The 21,701-nt window shown below is 70.7% G+C and carries 10 protein-coding genes; all 10 read left to right on the forward strand.

Annotated features, from left to right (window positions below; translation table 11 throughout):
- The first annotated feature begins 37 nt into the window (after nt 1–37).
- The 10 genes from ACFRU2_RS12240 to rpmA all read left to right on the forward strand — a co-directional run bounded on the left by ACFRU2_RS12240 (nt 38) and on the right by rpmA (nt 21,657).
- Complete coding sequence (locus tag ACFRU2_RS12240) at nt 38–1,564, forward strand: CHAD domain-containing protein (RefSeq protein WP_382971035.1); 1,527 nt, start codon at nt 38–40, stop codon at nt 1,562–1,564.
- A 73-nt stretch (nt 1,565–1,637) separates the two neighbouring features.
- Nucleotides 1,638–3,563 (forward strand): TIGR03960 family B12-binding radical SAM protein, encoded by a 1,926-nt coding sequence (locus ACFRU2_RS12245; RefSeq protein ID WP_274553332.1) that lies wholly within the window; start codon nt 1,638–1,640, stop codon nt 3,561–3,563.
- Between the two features lie 147 nt (nt 3,564–3,710).
- On the forward strand, nt 3,711–6,686 hold the full coding sequence (locus ACFRU2_RS12250) for a hypothetical protein (RefSeq protein ID WP_382971037.1): 2,976 nt from the start codon (nt 3,711–3,713) through the stop codon (nt 6,684–6,686).
- A gap of 105 nt (nt 6,687–6,791) precedes the next feature.
- A complete protein-coding gene (locus ACFRU2_RS12255; RefSeq protein WP_382971040.1) occupies nt 6,792–7,868 on the forward strand; it encodes a hypothetical protein in 1,077 nt (358 codons plus the stop codon).
- Between the two features lie 136 nt (nt 7,869–8,004).
- Nucleotides 8,005–8,796 (forward strand): TIGR03936 family radical SAM-associated protein, encoded by a 792-nt coding sequence (locus tag ACFRU2_RS12260; protein ID WP_382971043.1) that lies wholly within the window; start codon nt 8,005–8,007, stop codon nt 8,794–8,796.
- Between the two features lie 242 nt (nt 8,797–9,038).
- Nucleotides 9,039–12,914 carry a ribonuclease E/G gene (locus ACFRU2_RS12265; RefSeq protein WP_382971045.1) on the forward strand — a complete coding sequence of 1,292 codons (3,876 nt, stop codon included), beginning with the start codon at nt 9,039–9,041 and terminating at the stop codon, nt 12,912–12,914.
- Between the two features lie 666 nt (nt 12,915–13,580).
- Nucleotides 13,581–20,429: an RHS repeat-associated core domain-containing protein gene (locus ACFRU2_RS12270; protein WP_382971048.1), complete on the forward strand. Its 6,849-nt coding sequence runs from the start codon at nt 13,581–13,583 to the stop codon at nt 20,427–20,429.
- Nucleotides 20,429–20,833 (forward strand): hypothetical protein, encoded by a 405-nt coding sequence (locus ACFRU2_RS12275; RefSeq protein WP_382971050.1) that lies wholly within the window; start codon nt 20,429–20,431, stop codon nt 20,831–20,833. The genes ACFRU2_RS12270 and ACFRU2_RS12275 overlap by 1 nt, the downstream gene beginning before the upstream one ends.
- Nucleotides 20,834–21,068: 235 nt before the next feature.
- Nucleotides 21,069–21,389, forward strand: coding sequence for a 50S ribosomal protein L21 (gene rplU / locus ACFRU2_RS12280; RefSeq protein ID WP_214950890.1), 321 nt, complete (start codon nt 21,069–21,071; stop codon nt 21,387–21,389).
- A gap of 13 nt (nt 21,390–21,402) precedes the next feature.
- Complete coding sequence (rpmA, locus tag ACFRU2_RS12285) at nt 21,403–21,657, forward strand: 50S ribosomal protein L27 (RefSeq protein WP_030013081.1); 255 nt, start codon at nt 21,403–21,405, stop codon at nt 21,655–21,657.
- Nucleotides 21,658–21,701: the final 44 nt, after the last annotated feature.

The following is a 21,701-nucleotide window of genomic DNA, read 5'->3' on the forward strand; positions in this document are numbered from 1 at the left end:
CTTCCCGCCGTGTTCCGTTCAGGACTACGTTCGAACCATGGCGGACACGAAGCGCGAGATCGAGCGCAAATTCGAGTTCAGGACCACCAAGGCCGGACGGCGCGGCGTACCCGACCTGACGGGCACGGCCGCCATCGCGGCCGTGACCGACCAGGGCACGGCCGAGCTCGACGCCGTCTACTACGACACCCCCGACCAGCGGCTCGCCGCAGACGGGCTCACCCTGCGCCGCCGCACCGGCGGCAAGGACGCCGGCTGGCACCTCAAACTGCCCGTCGCCCCCGGCGTGCGCGACGAGATCACCGCCCCCCTCGGCGACACCGTCCCGGACGCGCTGACCGCCCTGCTGCGCTCCCGTGTCCGCGACACCCCCCTGGAACCACAGGTCAGGCTCCTGTCCTCGCGCCACGTCAGCCACCTCCTCGACGCCGACGGCACCCTCCTCGCGGAGCTGTCCACGGACGCGGTACGGGCCGAGCGCGCGGACGCCACCGCCGCCTGGACCGAGGTCGAGGTCGAGCTCGCCGACGGAGCCGACCCGGCGCTGCTCGACGCCGTGGAGAAGACCTTCCGCAAGGCCGGGCTCCGGGTCAGCGACGCCCCCTCGAAGCTCGCGCGGGCGCTGACCGAGACCGGCGGGGAACCCCCGGCCCGTACGGCCGGCGCCGACACCGGCCCCGCCGGGGACACGGTGGGCGCGCACGTGCTCGCGTACCTGCGCGAACAGCGCGACACCCTCATCGCCCAGGACCCCGCCGTACGCCGAGGGCTGCCCGACTCCGTCCACCAGATGCGGGTCGCCACCCGGCGCCTGCGTAGCGCCTTCAAGACCCACCGCCGGATCCTGGACCCCGCCGAGACCGGCCCGATCGGCGAGGAGCTGCGGTGGCTCGCCGCCGAGCTCGGAGTCGACCGCGACCAGGAAGTGCTGCTCGAACGGATCCAGACCCGGCTGGACGAACTCCCCCGCACCCTGGTGCTCGGCCCGGTCCGCGGCCGGCTCAAGATCTGGAACGTCGCCCGCCGCACCGGAGCCCGCCGCGCGGCGCTCGCCGCGCTCGACAGCAGGCGCCACGTGGCCCTGCTGAACGCCCTCGACGCCCTGCTGGCCGACCCGCCGCTGCAGAAGGCCGCGGCCCGGCCGGCGGAGTCGGCCCTGCCCGCGGCGGTCCTCGCGGACTACGAACGCCTCTCCGGCCGGATCGAGGCCGCGCTGTCCCTGGACCCGGGCGAGGGCCGCGACCTGGCCCTGCACGAGGCGCGCAAGGCGGCGAAGCGCGCACGGTACGCGGCCGAGGCGGCGACCCCGGCCCTCGGCAAACCCGCGCGCAAGCTGGCCAAGGCGGTCAAGACGGTCCAGACCCTGCTCGGCGACCACCAGGACGGGGTCGTCGCCCGCGAAGCCCTGCGCGGACTCGCGATCCAGGCGGCGGGCGCGAGGGAGTCGGCCTTCACCTGGGGCGTGCTCTACGCCCGCGAGGAGGCGCTGGCCGAGCGCCGCGAGCGGGAGCTGCCACAGGTGTGGGCGGCGGCGGCGGGACCGGCGGCCGCGCTGCGCGGCTGATCTTGCGGGCGGGGGTGCTCCGGGCCCCGGGGTACGCTTGAGAGTCGCCCCCTGCCCGCTTCACGAAAGTCGCGTGATGACCGAGTCGGTCTTCCCTCAGCTTGAGGCCCTGCTTCCGCACGTCCAGAAGCCGATCCAGTACGTCGGCGGTGAGCTCAACTCCACGGTCAAGCCGTGGGAGAGCGCCGACGTCCGCTGGGCGCTGATGTACCCGGACGCGTACGAGGTCGGGCTCCCCAACCAGGGCGTCATGATCCTGTACGAGGTGCTCAACGAGCGCGAGGGCGTGCTCGCGGAGCGCACGTACAGCGTGTGGCCGGACCTCGAAGAACTGATGCGCGAGCACAAGGTGCCGCAGTTCACCGTGGACAGCCACCGTCCCGTCTCGGCCTTCGACGTCTTCGGGCTCTCCTTCTCCACCGAGCTCGGCTACACGAACATGCTGACGGCACTGGACCTCGCGGGCATCCCGCTGGAGGCGAAGAACCGTACGGTCGACCACCCGATCGTCCTCGCGGGCGGCCACGCGGCCTTCAACCCCGAGCCGATCGCGGAGTTCATCGACTGCGCGATCATCGGCGACGGCGAGCAGGCCGTCCTCGACATGACCGAGATCATCCGCGCGTGGAAGGCCGAGGGCCGCCCGGGCGGACGCGAAGAGGTCCTCCTCCGCCTCGCGAAGACCGGCGGCGTCTACGTGCCGGGCTTCTACGACGTCGAGTACCTGCCGGACGGCCGCATCGGCCGCGTCGTCCCGAACCGCTCCGGCGTGCCGTGGCGCGTGTCCAAGCACACCGTCATGGACCTCGACGAGTGGCCCTACCCCAAGCAGCCCCTGGTCCCGCTCGCCGAGACCGTCCACGAGCGGATGTCCGTGGAGATCTTCCGCGGCTGCACCCGCGGCTGCCGTTTCTGCCAGGCCGGCATGATCACGCGCCCCGTGCGGGAGCGAAGCATCACCGGCATCGGCGAGATGGTGGAGCGCGGCCTCAAGGCCACGGGCTTCGAGGAGGTCGGCCTCCTGTCCCTCTCCTCGGCGGACCACACCGAGATCGCGGACATCGCCAAGGGCCTGGCCGACCGTTACACGGACGACAAGGTGGGCCTGTCCCTGCCGTCGACCCGCGTGGACGCCTTCAACGTGGACCTGGCCAACGAGCTGACCCGCAACGGCCGCCGCTCCGGTCTGACCTTCGCCCCCGAGGGCGGCTCCGAGCGCATGCGCAAGGTCATCAACAAGATGGTCTCGGAAGAGGACCTGATCCGTACGGTCGCCACCGCGTACGGCAACGGCTGGCGCCAGGTGAAGCTGTACTTCATGGTCGGCCTGCCCACCGAGACCGACGAGGACGTGCTGCAGATCGGCGACATGGCGGTCAACGTCATCGCCAAGGGCCGCGAGGTCTCCGGCCAGAACGACATCCGCTGCACCGTCTCCATCGGCGGCTTCGTCCCCAAGCCGCACACCCCCTTCCAGTGGGCCCCGCAGCTGTCGGCCGAGGAGACGGACGCCCGCCTCGGCAAGCTCCGCGACAAGCTCCGCGGCGACAAGAAGTACGGCCGCTCCATCGGCTTCCGCTACCACGACGGCAAGCCCGGCATCGTCGAGGGCCTCCTGTCCCGCGGCGACCGCCGCATCGGCGACGTCATCCGCGCCGTGTACGAGTCGGGCGGCCGCTTCGACGGCTGGCGCGAGCACTTCTCGTACGACCGCTGGATGCAGGCCGCGGAGAAGACCCTCCCCGCCTACGGCGTGGACGTGGCCTGGTACACGACCCGCGAGCGCACCTACGAAGAGGTGCTCCCCTGGGACCACCTCGACTCCGGCCTGGACAAGGACTGGCTCTGGGAGGACTGGCAGGACGCCCTCGACGAGACCGAGGTCGAGGACTGCCGCTGGACCCCGTGCTTCGACTGCGGCGTCTGCCCGCAGATGGACACCAGCATCCAGATCGGCCCGACGGGCAAGAAGCTGTTGCCCCTGTCGGTCGTGAAGTAGCGCCTCCGAGCCCGCCGCTCGCACGACGACGGCCCGCCCCGATCACGGGGCGGGCCGTCGTCGCGTGCAGGGGCCCCGCTAGGATCCGCTGACCCCCGGCCCCTGTGATCGACATGCGGCGGGGGCCATGAACCCTGGGGGGATCCCATGCTGAAACTCTTCAAGGACGTCCGCTGTCGGGGGAGAGGCGGGCATCAAGGCGTCATCGCGCTCGTCGCCCTGATCATCGCCGTCCTGGCCACCCTCGTCGGACCCGCCGGCGTGGCCACCGCCGCGATCGCACCGAAGGACGGGGAACAGGCCGCCGCCGCTCCGTCCGCACCCGCGACCGGGCCGGCCGGGCCCACGGCGGAGGGCGCACCCAAGGCCCCGCCCGCACCTAAGGCGCCGCCCGCCCAGCCCGAGCGGAAGCAGCCCGATCCCAAGGCCGCACGGGCCGAGGCCGCGCGCGAGATCGCTCGTACCGCAGCCGCCGAGACCTGTTCGGGCGCCCTCGCGCCCGACGCGGTTCACACCTGCACCAAGCCCGAGGGGACCGGGCCCTCCCGGTTCACGTTCTCCCTGACGGCGGCGACCGACCTGGTCCTCGTCCAGGCCGTCGACCTCAACGGCGGCGGACCCGCGTACACGACGCTGACCGGGCCCGACGGATCCGCGGTCACCTGCACCAACCCGCAGCCCTCGTACGGCGAGGCGAGCTGCCCGACGACCAAGGCGGGCGCGTACACGCTGGACGTCAGTTCCTCCTCGGACGGCTTCTCGATCTCCTATCGGTCGCTCGTCTCCAGCGCCACCTGCGCCACCGTGTCCGCGTCCGCGGTCGCCCTCGGGGCGCCGAAGCTCTTCGAGGCCACCGTGGCCGCCGGCTCCACCGGGGACTGCTACCGCCTGCCGACGAACATCGTCACCGGCTCCGTCCTGCGCGTACACCTGACCTCGTACGAGGTGCAGGGCACCGTCTTCGACGCCTCCGGCAAGCGGATGTGCTCCACCCGCGACGCCAGCACGATGGACTTCGACTGCAAGCTGACGGGCACCGCTCCGTACAGCGTGCTGATCAACGAGGATTACGGGCGGAGCGTGGCCTACGGCTTCACCGTCGCCCGCCTGTCCTACGGCGCCGGGTGCCCCGTTGTCGACGTGCAGGCCTACGGCACCGTCCCCGGGGCCACCTCCAAGGCACCGTGCCGGACCCTGCGCGTGACCACTGCAGGTCCCCACTCCTTCGGCCCGACCGAGGCCTCCTCGTGGATCTCGGGACGCCTCTACCGGCTCAACGGAACGGCGGCCTGCACACCGACGCTCCTGAAGCCGTGCGACCTCGCCGTCGGCTCCTACACCTGGGCGCGCGACGCCAACAACACTACGGACGCGTACGGCTTCTGGTTCTACGCGACCAGCCAGTCCGCCGGATGCACGGACGTACGCGACGACGGCTTCGCCTCCGGCCCGGCGACCGGCTCCTTCACCGGAGCAGGCCAGCGGCTCTGCCGGACCCTCCCGACGGCCACCGGCAAGGGCCTGTACCTCTACGACAACCCGCCGGCGGACGGCGGCGCGGACGTGAGCACCACGGTCTACGACGCCAAGGGCGTGCAGCAGTGCGAGGCCACGTACGACTTCTCCGTCTGCAAGCTGACCGGCACTGCCCCCTTCCGCGCGGTCTTCAACGGCCCCGCCTCCGGTACCTACCGGGTGACCGTCCACGACACCGGCAACACCGCCGGCTGCACGACCTGGAACAGCGCCACCTTCGGTCCCTCTCCGGGCAGCCGGGTCAATCTCACCGCCGCCACGCAGATCCGGTGCCTCGCCATCGCGGCGGGCAAGCACTCGACCGCGGAGATGATCGACTACACGAACACCAGTAACCGGGTCAACGCCTCGGTGCAGATCTACGACGCCGCCGGCAACGCGGTGTGCAGCACGGTCGGCGGTACCACGACCAGCTGCATGCTCCAGGCCGCCTCCGCCTATCCGGCGCTGCTCATCGGCACCGGCTACACCGACAGCTACCGGCTGGTCCGCCGGGACATCTCGCAGACCGCGAACTGCCCCGCGCCCAAGTCGCTGACCGTCGGCGGTGCGTCCACCGGCTACACCTTCAAGTCCGCCCTGGACAGCACTTGCGTGCAGTTCAAGACGGCCGCCACCGACAAGCTCGTGATCGCGCAGCGGACCCCCGAAGCGGCGTACCGCACCGGCGCGGTGCTCGTCGTGGTCGACGCCGCCGGAAAGCGCGTCTGCCGGCAATGGGGCTATGCCTGCCGGGTCACCGGCTCGACGGGATACCTCGTCTACGTGCTGGCCTCCGGTTACGACGGCAGCACGCCCATCGCGGCGCACATCGACACCTGGCGGGTCGCCACCGCGGCCGGCTGGGCTCCGGAGTGCACGACGAAGCGCATCGGGGCGGAGAACTTCCCGGTGCGCGGCGGCACCCTGACCGAGGATGCGGCGGGCTACTGCGCCGTCGCCGATATGAAGCCGGGACAGCGCTTCGACCTCTACGGCGCGGACGACAGCACGGCGAGCATGACCAATCCCAACGCGGAGTTGATGAGCCCCACCAGTTTCACCGGCTCGGGCCTCGACCAGGTGGCCCATTGCGACAACCGGAACGTCGGTGACTTCAACTTCTCCTGCACGACCTCGGCCGACGCCCCGAAGGGCGAGTACCTGTTCCTGCTGAGCGCGTACACGGCCGCCACTCCGCTCAAGTACCAGATGCAGGGCGTCTGCGACTTCCCCTGCACCACCCTGCCGAAGCAGGCCGACGCCTCCTCGGTGACGCCGGCGACGAGCCCCGCCAAGACCACCACCAAGGTGACCCTGCGCGGAAAGAACCTGACCCTCGGTACCGAGGTGACCTTGAGGGCCGACGGAGGCAGCACGAGCCCGGACCGGTCGGTCAAGGCGACGGCGGTCAACGCCGCCGGAACCGCGCTCGTCGTGCAACTCAGCACCTTCGGCCTCGAGCCGGGCACCTACGACCTGGTGCTCGATTCCCCCGGGTACACCGGGGGCGTCCGCTCACCGGGCTACCTCCCCGGTGCCTACAAGGTCACCGCGGCCCCGCCGCCCGCCCTGACCCCGCCCGGCGGACACCCGCTGGCGAACTGACCGGACGACGACGGCCCGCCCCGACCTAGGGGCGGGCCGTCGTCGCGTCCGGACCCGTGGGGTGTTCCCCGCAACGGCTGGGGCTCCTACGGAGTCCTTGTGTGTATGGAACTGGAAGAGGCGCGCGCACCCGGGGGAGAAGGCTGCCTGGTCGGAGTCGTGCGGATTCCCGTGAAGATCGTGGCGGTGCTGATCGTGCTGCCCCTGCGGGTGGCCTGGGATCTGTTCGTCGCCGTCGCGCGGATACTCAACCGGACCGTCCTCGGGCCGCTGGGGCAGGGGTTGCGCCGGCTGTACGAACTGCTCCTGCTCCCGGTGCTGCGGGGGACCGGGTGGCTGATCGGGGTCCTGTTCAAGCTGGTCTTCTACTGGCCCTGGGCGGGTCTCTGGCGGTACGTCGTGCTCCCGGTGGCGCAGGCCGCGTACGCGTATCTGCTGAGGCCGGCGGGCCTGGGGCTCTGGCGGTACCTCCTGGTCCCGGTCTGGGAGTACGGGCTGCTGCCCGCCGGGCGGGGCATCGCATGGCTGCTCGCGGGCGCGGTCCGGTACCTGCTCGTACTGCCGGGCGGCGCGCTGTACCGCTACGTCCTCGCCCCCGTCGGGCGCGCCCTGCGGTGGCTGGGGCGGGGGTTCGTGGTCGGCGTGGTGTGGCTGGGCAAGGCGGTGTTCGTCTGGCCGTGGGTTGCGCTGTGGCGGTATGTCGTACGGCCCGTGGCGGGGGGAGCGTGGCGGTATCTGCTCGCTCCGGTCGGGCGCGGGGTGTGGGCGTACCTGCTCGTGCCGCTCGGGCAGCTGCTCGTCTCGGCCTGGCACCTCGCGGGGCGGGTGAGCCGGGCGCTGGGGCGCGGGCTGGTGTGGCTGTGGCGGTGGGCCGTCGTGCGGCCCGCCGGATGGCTGCGCCGGCACGTGGTCACCCCCGCCGGGAACGCGCTGCGCGCCGGGTGGGCCGTCGGCAGCCGCGGCGTCCGCGCGGTGCACCGGCAGGCGATCGCTCCCGTCGGCCGTGCCGTCGCCGAGGCGTGGCGGATCACCCGCCTCTCGGTGCGCGAGGCGCGGGCCGACGTACGGCGGGCGCTGTTCGGGGGGCCGCCCCGGGAACCGGCGAGGTCACGGGCGCGTACTCTGGGTAGTAACAGAGCCGCAGGCGACACACCCGCCCCCGAGATCTCCTTGCACAAGTAGGCAAGGGTGAGCCGGAGGGCAGGCGTGGCCGGCAGGCCCCACAGACCTCAGGGCGACGCGCGAGCCGCGGAGCCCCGCACAAGGAGATGAACCACTGGGCAAGCGACAGCCCGAAGGCCCGCCTCCCGCACCGGTAGTGCAGCGCATCCGTCTGCGCTACACCAAGCGCGGCCGCCTCCGGTTCACCAGCCACCGGGACTTCCAGCGTGCCTTCGAGCGGGCCCTGCGCCGCTCCGAGGTGCCCATGGCGTACTCGGCGGGCTTCACCCCGCACCCCCGCGTCTCGTACGCGAACGCCGCCCCGACCGGGACCGGCAGCGAGGCCGAGTACCTGGAGATCGCCCTCGCCGAGCCCCGCGACCCCGCGGTCCTGCGCGAGCTGCTCGACGAGTCGATGCCCGTCGGCCTCGACATCATCGACGCCGTGGAGGCGCACACCTCCGGTCTCGCCGACCGGCTGACGGCCTCCGTGTGGGAGCTGCGCCTGGACGGCGTAGAGCCCGGGGACGCGCAGAAGGCCGTCGAGGCCTTCCTCGCGGCCGAGGCCGTGGAGGTCCAGCGCCGCACCAAGAACGGCATGCGGACCTTCGACACGCGTGGCGCCGTGGTCAGTCTGGAAGTGGTTCCCGTTGCGGGTACCGCGGAGGCTGATAGGCCCCTGGACAATGCTTGTGCGATACTGCGGCTGGTTGTTCGGCATCTGACACCTGCCGTGCGACCCGACGACGTCCTGTCCGGTCTCCGAGCTGTGGCCGACCTAACGCCGCCGGTCCCCGCTGCGGTGACCAGGCTGGCGCAGGGGCTCTTCGACGAGGAGTCCGGCACGGTGACCGACCCGCTCGCGCCCGACCGCGAGGCTGTCACGACCGCCCCACCCACGGCGGCCGTAACCGCCGACGCGAAGGCGCCGGAAGGTCCCGCCGCGTAGGGATCGTCGTCGTCGCGCAGCCCTGGGACTCGGGAGCCACCTGGGTCGGGCCGCGCACAGACCTGAAGACTTGAAGACTTCCGCCAGGCCGTACGGACTTTCGCGTACGGAACCGGCGGCCATTGAACTGAGCTCCCGTGTGGCGAACGCGCCCCGGAGGCCGGTTCCGCGCTCATTACGCGGAACCGTGCCGGACCGGAAGTCAGCCGCGGCGCCCGGGAGCGTGACGGGAGAAACCCCGCATGCTCAACAACGAAAACGACAACGCCACCAACGGTGCCGCCGACGCAGGCAGCCCGAGCGACAACCTGCCGCCGCGCAGGCGCCGGCGTGCCGCGTCCCGGCCGGCCGGCCCGCCCGGCGGCGCCGTAGCCGCCGCCGAGACCGCTCCCGCGCCCGTGGTGGCCGCAGCTCCCGCCGAGGAGGCCGCCCCGGCCCGTACCCGCCGCCGTGCGACCCGCGCCGTGGCCGCCCCCGAGGCGTCCGCCGCCGAGGTCGTGGTCGAGGCCCCCGCCGTCGCCGCAGCCGCTCCGGTCGTCGAGGAGCCCGCTGCTCCGGCCCCGCGTGCCCGTCGCCGCGCCACCCGCGCCGTGACCGCTCCCGAGGCGCCCGTCGCGGAGGCAGTGGTCGAGGCCCCGGTCGTCGAGGCCCCCGTGGCCGCCCCGGTCGCCGAAGCCGCTCCGGTCGTCGAGGAGCCCGCTGCTCCGGCCCCGCGTGCCCGTCGCCGTGCGACCCGTGCCGTGACCGCTCCGGAGGCGCCCGCCGCCGAAGCCGCCACCCCCGACACCGCCGTGGCCGAGGCCCCGGTCGCCGCCGCCAAGGCCACCGTCACCGTGGCCGACGCCGTGGACTCCCCGAAGCGCGGCGGCCGCCGCCGCGCCACCCGTTCCACCACCGCCCCGGCCGCCGCCGCGCAGCCCGTGGCTCCCGCCGCAGCGCAGCCGGCGGCTCCCGCCGCCGAGGCGCCGGCCCGTGGCCGCCGCGCCGGGCGCCCCGCCGTCGCCGTGTTCCAGGCCCCGGTGTTCGCCGAGCCGATGTTCCAGACCCCGGAGACCGCAGCCATGATGGCCGCGGCCGCCGCTGCCGCCGCCCCGGCCGAGGAGCTCGAGGAGGAGGAGCTCGACCTCGTCGAGACCGAGGTCGAGGCCGAGGCCGCTCCGGCCCCCGCCCAGCAGCCGGCCGGCCGTCGCCGCCGCCGTGGCCGCGGAGCCGCCGCCGAGACCGCCGCGCCCGTGGCCCAGGCTCCGGCCGCCGCGCCGTCCGGCCCGGTCACGCTGGCCGACGTAGAGCTGGTCGAGGAAGAGGCCGAGGCCGAGCTCGAAGGCTCTGCCGAGGAAGCCTTCGACGAGTCGGACGAGTCGGGCGACCGCCCGTCGCGCCGTCGCCGCCGCGGTGGCCGTCGCCGCCGTCGCGGTGAGGCCGCCGACCTCGACGAGTCCGCCGAGGAAGAGGGCGAGTCCGCCGAAGAGGCCGAGTCCGCCGAGGACGCGGACACCGACGAGGCCGAGGACGACGAGGAGAACGGGGCCCTCGGCTCCAGCTCCAGCCGTCGTCGCCGGCGTCGCCGCCGTCGCAGCGGTGACGGTGGCACGGACGCCGACGCGGCCGAGGACGACGGTGTGCGCACGGTCGTCAAGGTCCGCGAGCCGCGCCCGGCGCGCGACCGCGCGGAGGCCCTCACCGGCTCCACCTCCTCCGACGAGGTCCAGTCCATCAAGGGCTCGACCCGCCTGGAGGCCAAGAAGCAGCGTCGCCGCGAGGGCCGCGAGCAGGGCCGCCGCCGCGTCCCGATCATCACCGAGGCCGAGTTCCTGGCCCGCCGCGAGGCCGTCGAGCGCGTCATGGTCGTCCGCCAGTCCGGCGAGCGCACCCAGATCGGCGTCCTCGAGGACAACGTGCTCGTCGAGCACTACGTCAACAAGGAAGAAGCCACCTCGTACGTCGGCAACGTCTACCTGGGCAAGGTCCAGAACGTGCTGCCGTCCATGGAGGCCGCCTTCATCGACATCGGCAAGGGCCGCAACGCGGTCCTGTACGCCGGTGAGGTCAACTTCGAGGCGCTCGGCATGGCCAACGGGCCGCGCCGCATCGAGTCCGCCCTCAAGTCCGGCCAGTCGGTCCTGGTGCAGGTCACCAAGGACCCGATCGGCCACAAGGGCGCCCGCCTGACCAGCCAGGTCTCGCTGCCCGGCCGCTACCTGGTCTACGTGCCCGAGGGCTCGATGACCGGCATCAGCCGCAAGCTGCCCGACACCGAGCGCGCGCGCCTGAAGACCATCCTCAAGAAGATCGTCCCCGAGGACGCGGGCGTCATCGTGCGCACGGCCGCCGAGGGTGCGAGCGAGGACGAGCTGCGCCGCGACGTCGAGCGTCTGCAGGCCCAGTGGGAGGACATCCAGAAGAAGTCGAAGCAGCTCACGACCTCTTCGCCGAGCCTGCTGTACGGCGAGCCGGACATGACCGTCCGCGTCGTGCGCGACATCTTCAACGAGGACTTCACCAAGGTCATCGTCAGCGGTGACAGCGCCTGGGAGACCATCCACGGCTACGTGAACCACGTGGCCCCGGACCTGGCCGACCGGCTGAAGCGCTGGACCTCCGAGGTGGACGTCTTCGCGACGTACCGGATCGACGAGCAGCTCGCCAAGGCGCTCGACCGCAAGGTGTGGCTGCCCTCGGGCGGTTCGCTTGTGATCGACAAGACCGAAGCGATGATCGTCATCGACGTCAACACCGGCAAGTTCACCGGTCAGGGCGGCAACCTCGAGGAGACCGTCACCAGGAACAACCTGGAGGCGGCCGAGGAGATCGTGCGCCAGCTGCGGCTGCGCGACCTCGGCGGCATCGTGGTCATCGACTTCATCGACATGGTCCTGGAGTCCAACCGCGACCTGGTCCTGCGGCGCATGCTGGAGTGCCTGGGCCGTGACCGCACCAAGCACCAGGTCGCCGAGGTGACCTCGCTGGGTCTGGTCCAGATGACCCGCAAGCGCGTGGGCCAGGGTCTGCTGGAGTCCTTCTCCGAGACCTGCGTCCACTGCAACGGCCGCGGCGTCATCGTGCACATGGAGACCCCGACCGCGATCGGCGGCGGTGGCAACGGCAAGCGCTCCAAGCGCCGCGGTGGCCAGGGCGGACACGAGCACGACCACGAGATCGAGGCCGTGGACACCGCCGAGGGCGATGTCTACGAGGTCGAGACCGAGGCGGAGCTGGCTGCCGAGGTCGCCGCCCCCGTGGCGCTGCCCGAGCCCTCCTTCGTCGCCGACGAGGAGCTCTACAGCAGCCCGGCCGAGGCCGAGGCCGCTGCCGGAGTGAGCGGACGCCGCAACCGCCGTCGCGCCACCCGCAAGGCGACCGCTCCGGCGGGCGCCCCGCGCGGTGCGGCGACGGACCGTACCCCGGCGGCCGCGGCTCCCGCGGCCCCCGTTGCCGAGCCCGAGCCGGTGGTCGAGGCCGAGGTGGAGCTCGTCGAGGCCGCAGAGCCCGAGGCCGTCGTCGAGATCGCCGAGGCGGTCGTCGCGGAGCCGGTCGCGGAGGAGGCCCCCAAGGGCCGCACCCGCCGCCGCGCCACCCGGAAGGCGACCGCTCCGGCGGGCGCCCCGGCCGAGGCGGTCCAGGCCCCGGAGCCGGTGGCAGAGGCCCCCGTGGCCGAGCCGGAGCCGGAGCCCGAGGTCGTCGTGGAGGCCGCGCCGGTCGTCGTCGAGACCCCGGCCGAGCCCGAGGCCGCGCCGGCCCGTCCGCGTCGCCGTGCCACCCGCAAGGCCACCGCTCCGGCCGGTTCCCCGGCGGGCGCGGAGGCGGCCGTGCTGGTCGTCGAGGCGCCGGTCGAGACGCCGGTGCAGGCGCCCGAGGCCGCCGAGGACGTCGTCGAGGAGGCCGCCCCGGCGGCTCCCGCCAAGAAGGCGGTCCGCAAGACGGCCGCCAAGAAGGCGACCACGACCGCGGCGAAGAAGGCCCCGGCCAAGAAGGCGGCGGCCGTGAAGAAGACCGCGGCCAAGAAGACGACGACGGCCAAGACGGCCGCGAAGAAGACGGCCACGAAGCGGGCGACGAAGAAGACCGCGGCGGCGGAGCAGCAGACGCTGCCCTCCGTCTCGGCTCCGACGGAGTCCTGACCCCGCGGTCCCGCTTCATCAACCCCGCCCCGGCACCTCTGGTGCCGGGGCGGGGTTTTGCGTTTGCGTGATCAGTTCGTTAACTGCGACATCGTTAGATATCCGACTTCGTCACTTGTTTGCGATAGGTGAACGGGAGAACGTGTTCCCACGCTATTCAGCGGCTTGTCATGGGGGGGGCTTTGGCGGGCGGGGGGATGGGGTGACGTGCGCTGCGACAGCGCCCTGACGTTGCTCCGCTTTGCATGTCTTCACGCTCCGATATTCCGTCCCGATTTTCGGCGGCCGCCCCGGCATCCTGAAAACCGACGAAGGCGGAACGATCACGTGAGCACCACATCCCTCGCGCCACGCGGTGCGATCAGGCGGTATGCCGCGATCGCAGATCCGGGCGCGACCGCAGGCAACGCCTCCGCGACCGGCGACGGATTCGCCACGTCGACGCTCAGACCGTCGTCCAGCTCGCGGCAGTCGACGAACTGACGGACGGCCTAGCCCAACCCCCCGACAGGTCGGTCCGACCTTCTCGCGGCGGTCCGGCCTGCCCTCCGCGCACCACCTCGCACCACCTTCCTGCTCTCTCTGTGGAGTTCACTGATGTCTCTACGCGGCCGATTGCTCGATCGGCGCATTTCACGACGGGCGCTGAGCTCCGTCGTCATAGGTTTGAGCCTGGCCCTGTCGGCTTCTTCGGTCCAGGCCCTGGAGGCCGCCCCGGGAGGCACCAAGAGGCCCGGCGTCCAGGACTTCGGGAATCCCGTCAAGGGAACCAAGGGCACGTCCAAGCCCCGTCCCGCGAACGAGACCGCCAAGTCGGCCGTCAAGAAGCTGGACAAGCCGGTCTGGCCGGTCGGCGGCACGGCCGAGGTCGCCGTCCCGGCCGCCCAGGTGAAGGTCGGCGGCCTGCCCGTCACCGTCACGGCTCCTAAGGAGGCCGCGCCGAAGGCGCCGGCCACCAGCTTCCAGTCGGCCGCCCTTTCCGGGGCGAAGAGCCCCGGAAAGGTGCAGGTCGACGTCCTCGCGCCGGAGCGCGCCACCGCACTCGGCGCCGGCGCCCTGCTGCGCGTCCAGCGGGCCGACGGCGCCGGGGCCGGCGGCCAGGTCCGGCTGAACGTCGACTACTCGGCGTTCGCCGACGGCTTCGGCGGCGGCTACGGATCCCGCCTGAGCCTGGTCGAGCTGCCCGCCTGTGCGGCGATCGCGCAGCCGGGTACGGCGGCCTGCCCCGAACTCCCCAAGCCCCTCAAGACGGTCAACAACGCCAAGACGAAGACGGTCTCGGCCGACGTGACCGCTCCGGCCCGCGCGGCGGGCATGTCCACGATGGCGGCCGGTCCGGCAGCGGGCGGCTCGATCGTGGCGCTCACCTCGGGGGATTCCTCCTCGCAGGGCAACTACGCGGCCACCCCGCTCGCCCCGTCGGCGAAGTGGAACGTGTCGAACTCCTCGGGCGGCTTCTCCTGGTCGTACCCGCTGCGCACGCCTCCCGTCCCCGGCGGCCTCGTCCCGACGGTCGGCCTCGGCTACTCCTCGCAGTCCGCGGACGGCCGCACCTCGGACACCAACAACCAGGGCTCCTGGCTCGGTGAGGGCTTCTCCTACGAGTCCGGCTACGTCGAGCGCCGCTACAAGCCCTGCGCGAAGGACGGCGAGACGGCCTCCGCCGAGCAGTGCTGGGCCTTCGACAACGCCACCGTGATGCTCAACGGCACCTCCACCGAGCTGATCAGGGGCGACGCCGACGGAAAGTGGCGGTTCGGGTCCGACGACGGCGCCAAGGTCGAGCGGATCACCGGCGCCGTGAACGGCGACAACAACGGTGAGTACTGGAAGATCACCACGACCGACGGCACCGAGTACTACTTCGGCAAGAACCGTCTGCCGGGCTGGGCCACCGGAAACGAGGTGACCGACTCCGTCTGGACCGCCCCGGTCTTCGGCAACAACACGGGCGATCCCTGCTACAACGCCACCTTCGCGAACGCCTCCTGCCAGCAGGCCTGGCGCTGGAACCTGGACTACGTCAAGGACGCCCAGGGCAACGTCATGTCGTACTTCTACGGCAAGGAGACGAACCACTACGCCCTGAACGGCAAGACCGACGTCAACGGCACCCCGTACACGGCCGGCGGCTGGCTCAAGCGCATCGACTACGGCCAGCGCGAGGCCACCGTCTACTCCGCCAAGGCCCCGGCCCGCGTCGTGTTCACGACGCAGGAGCGATGCCTGCCGACGGAGACCTTCAAGTGCCTCCCGGCCGACTTCAAGACGGCGAACGCCGCCTACTGGCCGGACGTGCCGATGGACCGGTACTGCGCGCCGAGCACCAAGTGCAAGGCGACCCAGGTCGCGGCGTCCTTCTGGACCCGCCAGCGGCTGACCGGCGTCACCACGCAGATCCGCAAGGACGCCACGAACTACGACGACGTCGAGGCCTGGACGTTCACGCACCAGTTCACCGACAACGGCGACGACTCCAAGACCCTGTGGCTGAACAAGATCGACCACCAGGGCCGCAGGGGCGGCACCGCCGACGTCCCCTCCGTCGAGCTCTTCGGCACCCAGCTCAAGAACCGCGTGGACGGCACGGACGAGACCATCGCCGCCTTCCACCGCTTCCGCCTCGCCACCGTACTGAGCGAGACCGGCGCCCAGTTGGACGTCACGTACTCCGCGGAGGAGTGCACGAAGGCCACCCTGCCCAAGCCGGGCGAGTCCACCAAGCGCTGCTATCCGGTCGTCTGGTCCCCGCCCGGGTTCATCGACCCGATCACCGACTGGTTCCACAAGTACGTCGTCACGCAGGTCATCGAGACCGACCGGACCGGCGGAGCCCCCGACTCGGTCACGTACTACGACTACCAGGGCCCGGCGGCCTGGCGTAAGGCCGAGCCGGACGGCCTGACCGAGGACAAGTACCTCACCTGGGGCGGCTGGCAGGGCTACGGCAAGGTCAAGGTCACCAACGGCGGCGAGACCGGCCCGAAGACCCGGATCGACTACACGTACCTCCAGGGCATGGACGGCGACAAGGACTCCGCGGGCGGTACCCGCAGCGTCCAGGTCACCGACTCCGAGGGCGGCACGTACACCGACCACAAGGAGTTCAGCGGCCACGAGCTGGAGTCCGCGACCTACGACGGCGACAAGCTGATCTCCAAGGTCATCAAGACCCCGATGCGGCACTACACCGCGACGGACACCCACACGTGGGGCACCAGCCACGCCTCCTTCACCAAGACCACCAAGACGCGCGGCTACTCGGTGACCGAGGGCGGTGACGGCAGGCGCGAGACCGAGTCGAACACCACGTACGACCTGACCAACGGCACCGGCCGCGTGCTGGAGACGGAGGACCTGGGCGACCTGTCGACCGCGGCCGACGACACCTGCACCCGCACCACCTACGCGGACAACACGACGGCGAACATCCTCGGCGCGGCCTCGCGGGTCGAGACCGTCTCCGTCAACTGCGGCGCGACTCCCGACTACAAGACGCAGGTCATCTCCGACGAGCGCACTTCGTTCGACGGCCTCGCCTTCGGGGCCGCGCCCACCGCGGGCAAGGCGACGAAGACGGAGCGGATGACGTCCCACAACGGGACCACCGCCACCTACCAGGTCACCGGCACGACGGCCTACGACACCTTCGGCCGGCCGACGAGTCAGATCGATGCCGCGGGAGCCGAGTCCAAGACGGCGTACACCGACGCCAACGGGCTCATCTCCCAGGTGAAGACCACCAACGCCCTGGGCCACGTCACCACGACGGACTACGACCCCGCCTGGGGCCAGTCCACCGGCCAGACCGACCCGAACGGCAAGCGCAGCGACCTCGCGCTGGACCCCTTCGGCCGCCTGACCTCGGTCTGGCTCCCGGACCGCTCGAAGAGCGCCGCCCAGACGCCGAGCATCAAGTACGGCTACAACTTCCGCCTCGACAAGCCGGTCTCGGTCAAGACCGAGAAGATCGAGATCGACGGCTCGTACGGCGCCGAGTACCAGCTGTACGACAGCCTCCTGCGCCCCCGACAGAAGCAGACCGAAGGCCCGAGCGGCACCCGCATGGTGGCCGACACCTTCTACACGCCCACGGGCAAGGTCGCGAAGTCCAACGCCACGTACAACGCGGCGGGCGCGGCCTCGGACGAGCTGCTGATCGTGCGCAACGGCGACGTCGGTGCCCAGCAGTCGTACGAGTACGACGGCCTGGGCCGCACCACCGCGGAGATCTTCGCGGTGTCGGGCGGCGAGCAGTGGCGTACGACGTACGTCCACGGCGGCGACCGCACCCACATCGACCCGCCGGTCGGCGGCACGCCGACGACGACCCTGGTCAACGCGCAGGGCCAGACCACCGAGGTGCGCCACTACAAGGGCGCGTCCCCCGTGCCGAACGGCCCGACGTCGGGCTACGACACGACGGCGTACGCGTACACGCCGTCGGGCAAGCTCAAGAAGGTCACCGACCCCGCGAGCAACGTGTGGTCCTACAAGTACGACCAGCTGGGCCGTGCAATCGAGGCCGTGGACCCGGACGCGGGCAAGCGCACGACCACGTACGACGAGGTCGACCGCCCCGTCTCCGCCACGGACGCCCGCGGCAAGAAGATCTCGACGGTCTACGACCAGCTGGGCCGCACGCTGACGACGTGGGACGGCGTTCCGACCACCGGAACCAAGCTCACCGAGCAGCGCTACGACAAGGCGGGCTGGCTCGGCAAGGGCTACGCCTCGCTGCGCTACATCAACGCGACGGAGTACTTCGCGTCGGTCGTCCAGACGATGGACGAGTTCTACCAGCCGCTGAAGACGGCCTACTCGGTCCCCGCCTCCTCGGGGACGGGCCTTGCCGGCACGTACGTCTTCACCAGCGCCTACAACCGTGACGGCACCAAGCAGAGCGACGGGATTCCGGCAGCGGGCGGCCTCGACGCCGAAGTGCTCGCCTACGGCTACGACGACATCCAGCGCCTGAAGAGCATGACGGGCACGACGTCGTACGTCACGAACGCGATCTGGTCCGGCCGCACCCTGCTCCAGCAGCTGGAGCTGAACAACGGCGGCAAGAAGGTCTGGCAGACCTTCCAGTACGAGACCGGCACCGACCGGCTGATGCAGTCGACGGTGGACGTCTACGGGTCCACCACCGGTCCGGCCAAGGAGTCGAACTACTCCTACGACCAGATCGGCAACGTCAAGTCCATCGCGGACACCGCGGGTGCCGGCACGCCGGACCTGCAGTGCTTCGGGTACGACTACCAGAACCGCATGACGGAGTCCTGGACCCCGACGACCACCAAGGCCGCGGCCGCCGCGTCCGGCACGGTCGGCAGCCAGGTCCCGGTCTCGGGCTCCGGCCCGTCGGCGTGCAACACCGCTCCCGGTGCTTCCGCGCTGGGCGGCCCGGCGCCGTACTGGAACTCGTACACCTTCGACAAGGTCGGCAACCGCCTCACCGAGACGGCGCACGACACCGGTCTGAACGCCACGAAGGACGTCAAGCGCACCTTCACCTACAAGGCGGGGACCCACCAGGTCCAGAAGGTCGTGGAGAACACCCCGACCGGTGACCGTCAGTCCACGTACGGCTACGACGCGGCGGGCAACACCACCACCCGCACGATCGGGGGCAACACCCAGACCCTGGAGTACGACTCCCTGGGCAACCCGATCAAGAACAGCCAGCCGGACGACGTCACCACCCCGGCCAAGAACGAGGCGTCGGAAACGACGTTCCTCTACGGCGCCGACGGCGGCCGCGTCCAGCGCAAGGACGCCACCGGCACCACGGTGTACCTCCCCGGCATGGAGCTGCGCCTGGACGCGGGCACGACCACGGCCAAGGCGACGCGCTACTACGCCTTCGCAGGCCAGAGCGTCGCGATCCGGACCCCGGACAAGAAGCTCTCCTTCCTGGCCTCGGACCACCACGGCACGGCCGAGCTCTCGGTCGACGCGACGACGGGTGCGGTCACCCAGCGCCGCATGGACCCCTACGGCAACAGCCGCGGTACCCCGCAGGGCACCTGGAAGGGCGAGAAGGGCTTCGTCGGCGGCACGATCGACGCGTCCACGGGCCTGACCACGATCGGAGCCCGCGAGTACGACCCCTTCCTGGGGAAGTTCATCACCCCGGACCCGGTCGTCGACACGAACGACGCACAGCAGCTGAACGCGTACGCCTACGCCCACAACCGCCCGGTCTCGGCGAGCGACCCGACGGGTCTGTACGACCCGGACGAGCGGGCGTTCTGCCAGAACAACCCGTCCAGCTGTGGCGGCGGGTCGACGTTCACCCCTCCGGCGAGCCAGGAGGAGGCGGACTACAACGAGGCCACCGACGCCTACAACAACGCCAACAAGGAACTGAACGGCGCCAAGAACAAGGTCAAGAACGCCGTCAAGCAGATCACCAAGATCCTCATGGACGAACTTGGTGTGACGGCGGCCCTGGACTGCTTCTCCAGCGGCGACCTCGGCTCCTGCGGCGAAACCGCACTGAACATCGCAGGCAGCTTCGCGGGCGGCCTGGCCGGCAAGATCCTGGCCAAGTACGGCGCCCCGTGGAAGTGGGAGAAGGCAGCACAACTCGGCAAGCGCCTGGCCGGCCTGGCGGGCGACCTGATCGGCGGTGCCAAGGCCTGGTGGAACGCCTCGGAGAAGGTCGGCAAGGCCAAGAGTGCCCTGGCGTCTGCCAGTGCGCGCTTCAAGGGGACGGGGGGCGGCTGCCTCGTGGGAGCCAGCCACAGCTTCCTGCCGGGTACCGCGGTTCTGCTTGATGACGGGACGACCAAGAGCATTGAAGACGTCGCGCTCGGAGATCGAATCACCACGACCGATCCGTCGACGGGTGAGGCGCTCACGCGCGAAGTCGTCGGCACGGTGGTCACCGAGGACGACAAGGACTTCGTCGACCTCGCGGTGACGGTCGGAGGGGGCGAGGCCTCACTGGTCTCCACCGTCACCCACCCGTTCTGGGTGGAGAGCGAAGGCCGCTTCATCAATGCGGGCGAGCTCAAGGCGGGCATGCTGCTGCGGACGCCCAACGGCGCGGATGTCGAACTGACGGGCCTGCGCTTCTTCCGGAAGATGCAGCGGACGCACGACCTCACGGTCGAGGGGATCCACGCGTACTACGTACTCGCGGGGACGGCACCCCTGCTGGTGCACAACTGCGACGAACCCATCTCGATGAGCGAGGCCGTGAACCGTGCGACGGAATTCGTCGGTGACGGCGACGTCAGCGTGGTGAGGTCGGGTACGTTCGCCGTCCAATACATGAGTACCTCTACGGATGAAGCCGGTAACTTGGTTTCGAAGATCGCCCGATTCGACGTGAATCCTGATGTGCCGCATGTCCAGGAATGGGGTCCTCACCTGAACCTGGAGACGCAGATCAACAAGAAGCCGGTAACAAGCGGTCCCCTTAAGGACCCGCACACGCCGATCGATCCTGCAACGATCCGATCCGGAGACTATTTCCCGTACGAGCCGAGGAAAAAGAAGAAGTGATGACACTGCAAGTGCGGCTCTCGGAGGCCACGGGAGAGATGGAGATCAGAGGGAGCCGGGCCGGTCTCTCGCGACTAGCAGATCTCCTGCATGGAGAGAGGGGCCGTCTGGAGCTGGACCGGAACCCAGACCCTCATCCTTACGACACATCGTTGTCGAGCGTCGAATTCGAGGAGACCGTCGGGCTTGCCGTAGCCCTGGCCTCCGCTGATTCGGAGTGCCTGGAAATTCGTGGTGGGCGCGAGTCCCTCGAAATCCTTGCGGCGAATCTGGAATCATTCGCCGAGGAAGCTGGAACGGATTCTCACTTGCACATCGAGTACCTTCCGGAAATCGGTTACATGTCGGAGGACTCGGATCCTCTGATCATCGCACTGGCCGATGAGGGCATGGGTGGCAGCTGAGCCGGACGCCGAGCCCTGCCGGGTGGGTCACTCCATCCGGCAGGGCCCCGGTTTGACCCTCCTGACCGGGGCCCGTAACCTAGGTCGCTGGCGTGTCTATGTGCACGCCAATCCACTGAGCACCTCACCTCCCGTACCGCCGCCTCGCGGCTGGAGCGGGGGAGGCCGGTCTGCGGGTTCCCGCGGGGCCGGCTGGCTTCAGGGGTTCCCGAACTCGAGTGAGAGAGAGATCCGCGTGTACGCCATCGTGCGCAGCGGTGGTCGCCAGCACAAGGTTGCTGTCGGCGACATCGTTGAAGTTGACAAGATTCCCACTGCCAAGGTTGGCGACACGGTCGAGCTCTCGACCCTGCTCGTTGTCGACGGCGAAGCCGTGACCAGCGACCCGTGGGTCCTGGCCGGCATCAAGGTCCAGGCCGAGATCGTGGACCACCACAAGGGTGCCAAGATCGACATCCTTCGGTACAAGAACAAGACCGGCTACCGCCGTCGCCAGGGTCACCGCCAGCAGTACACGGCGATCAAGGTCACCGGTATCCCCGCGGCTGCGAAGTAAGAGGGACTGAGACATGGCACACAAGAAGGGCGCATCGTCCACCCGGAACGGGCGCGATTCCAACGCTCAGCGGCTCGGCGTGAAGCGCTTCGGCGGTCAGGTCGTTTCCGCTGGTGAGATCCTCGTCCGCCAGCGCGGCACCCACTTCCACCCGGGTTCGGGTGTCGGTCGTGGTGGCGACGACACGCTGTTCGCGCTGCAGGCCGGTTCGGTCGAGTTCGGCACGCACCGTGGCCGCAAGGTCGTCAACATCGTTCCGGCCGCCTGATTCAGCTCCTGCTGATCTGAAGCGTTCGTAACACCCCGAGGGCG

Origin of the sequence: Streptomyces sp. NPDC056883, assembly GCF_042788835.1 — a bacterium.
In the GTDB taxonomy this organism is placed as follows: domain Bacteria; phylum Actinomycetota; class Actinomycetes; order Streptomycetales; family Streptomycetaceae; genus Streptomyces; species Streptomyces stoeckheimensis.

Coding starts and splice junctions, on each gene's coding strand:
- ACFRU2_RS12240 (WP_382971035.1), top strand. CDS start 38: ATGGCGGACACGAAGCGCGAGATCGAGCGCAAATTCGAGTTCAGGACC.
- ACFRU2_RS12250 (WP_382971037.1), top strand. CDS start 3,711: ATGCTGAAACTCTTCAAGGACGTCCGCTGTCGGGGGAGAGGCGGGCAT.
- ACFRU2_RS12255 (WP_382971040.1), top strand. CDS start 6,792: ATGGAACTGGAAGAGGCGCGCGCACCCGGGGGAGAAGGCTGCCTGGTC.
- ACFRU2_RS12265 (WP_382971045.1), top strand. CDS start 9,039: ATGCTCAACAACGAAAACGACAACGCCACCAACGGTGCCGCCGACGCA.
- ACFRU2_RS12275 (WP_382971050.1), top strand. CDS start 20,429: ATGACACTGCAAGTGCGGCTCTCGGAGGCCACGGGAGAGATGGAGATC.
- rpmA (WP_030013081.1), top strand. CDS start 21,403: ATGGCACACAAGAAGGGCGCATCGTCCACCCGGAACGGGCGCGATTCC.